This is a genomic window from Staphylococcus gallinarum (assembly GCF_000875895.1).
GTDB lineage: Bacteria > Bacillota > Bacilli > Staphylococcales > Staphylococcaceae > Staphylococcus > Staphylococcus gallinarum.
This window is the reverse complement of the sequence record NZ_JXCF01000088.1, coordinates 1-1,517: the sequence shown is the minus strand read 5'-3', so window position 1 is coordinate 1,517 and position 1,517 is coordinate 1. Positions and strand designations below refer to the sequence as shown.

Below are 1,517 nucleotides of genomic sequence, written 5' to 3'. Positions count from 1 at the left end.
CCGCCAAGTACGGGTCCGTACGCCAGACTGTCTAACAAATAATACTAGTTTATTGTATTATATATTTGATAGAAGTTTAAAGGAGGATACTACTAAATGGCTAATATACAGGGATTTTCAAGAAATCAAGTAAGCTTTCAATTATTAACTTTAGATGAAATGATTGAGGAGGAAAACCCTGTTCGGGCAATTGATGCGTTTGTAGAGTCTCTCTGTTTGAAAGATTTAGGAATTAAAGAATATAGTAAAAACAACCGTGGACAACAACCTTATGAGAGAAAAGATTTATTAAAGTTATTTATATATGGATACTTTAATAAAATTAGATCATCACGATCTTTAGAAGTAGAATGTAAAAGAAATATTGAATTAATGTGGTTAGTAAATAGTATTTGTCCTGACCACGGAACTATCTCGTTATTTCTTAAAGAGAATCGTCAGAGTTTTAAACAAGTCATGAAAACTTTTACATATATTTTAAAAGGATGGGGATTAATTGACGGTAGAATTATCGCAATTGATGGGACAAAAATCACTGCTCAAAATAGTAAAAGTAATTATATTACTCCAAATGGACTGACGAAAAAGATAAATTATATAGATGAAAAAATTGATAAATATATACATCAACTAGAAAAGATTTCTGAGGAAAGTATATTAAACCAAGAAACAGTTTCATCGGTTAAGTCAAAAATCATGCGATATGAAGTGAAAAAGAAAGAGTTAACTGAACTAAAAAATGAAATGAAAAAAGAAAATAAGAAACAATTAACCACTACCGATCCAGACTCAAGAGCTATGAAAAATAATGGGAAAATCGATATATCTTATAATATGCAATCTTCTGTTGATAGTAAACATAAATTAATTGTTACACTAGATGTTGTGAATGACATAAATGATCAAAGTCAATTAGCTTCTATGGTTTCAAAAACAAACAAATTATTAACAAAAGATAAGAATAGAATTATATTAGCTGATACAGGCTATTACAATATGAAAGAAATTAAAAACTGTGTAGATGACGATAATACTGTATACATTAAACCGCAAAAATCCAAAAATATACTAGGTGGGACACAGTACTCAAAAGAAAAATTCCAATATCAAAAAGATACAGATTCTTATATTTGTCCAGAAGGAAAAGAACTTCCTTTTACAGAAAAAACAACTAAAAATGGCATGATGTATAAAAGGTATATTGGTGAAAAGAGTTGTCAAGCTTGTTCTGCTCATCATTTGTGTACAAAGTCTGTAAGGGGTAGAAATATTCAGCGCTGGGAATATGAAGAAATACTCGAAAAAGTGAAGAGAGAAACTGAGAATAATAATGAAATTTATAAAAAAAGGTCACATATTGTAGAACACCCTTTTGGGACTATTAAAAGATATTACGGTTATACATTCTTTTTAGGAAAGGGGCTGGAATCTGTAGGTGCAGAAGCAGCCCTAATTTGTGTTGCTTATAATTTTAAAAGACTAACAAAAATCAAAAAAGTTTCAGAAATAGTAAGGCT

1 protein-coding gene is annotated in these 1,517 nt (G+C 29.5%); it reads left to right on the top strand.

What is annotated here, in order from left to right:
* Positions 1–96: 96 nt before the first annotated feature.
* Positions 97–1,517, top strand: a 1,421-nt coding sequence (locus tag SH09_RS13540) for an IS1182 family transposase (protein WP_042740162.1), incomplete at its 3' end; no start/stop codon positions are given.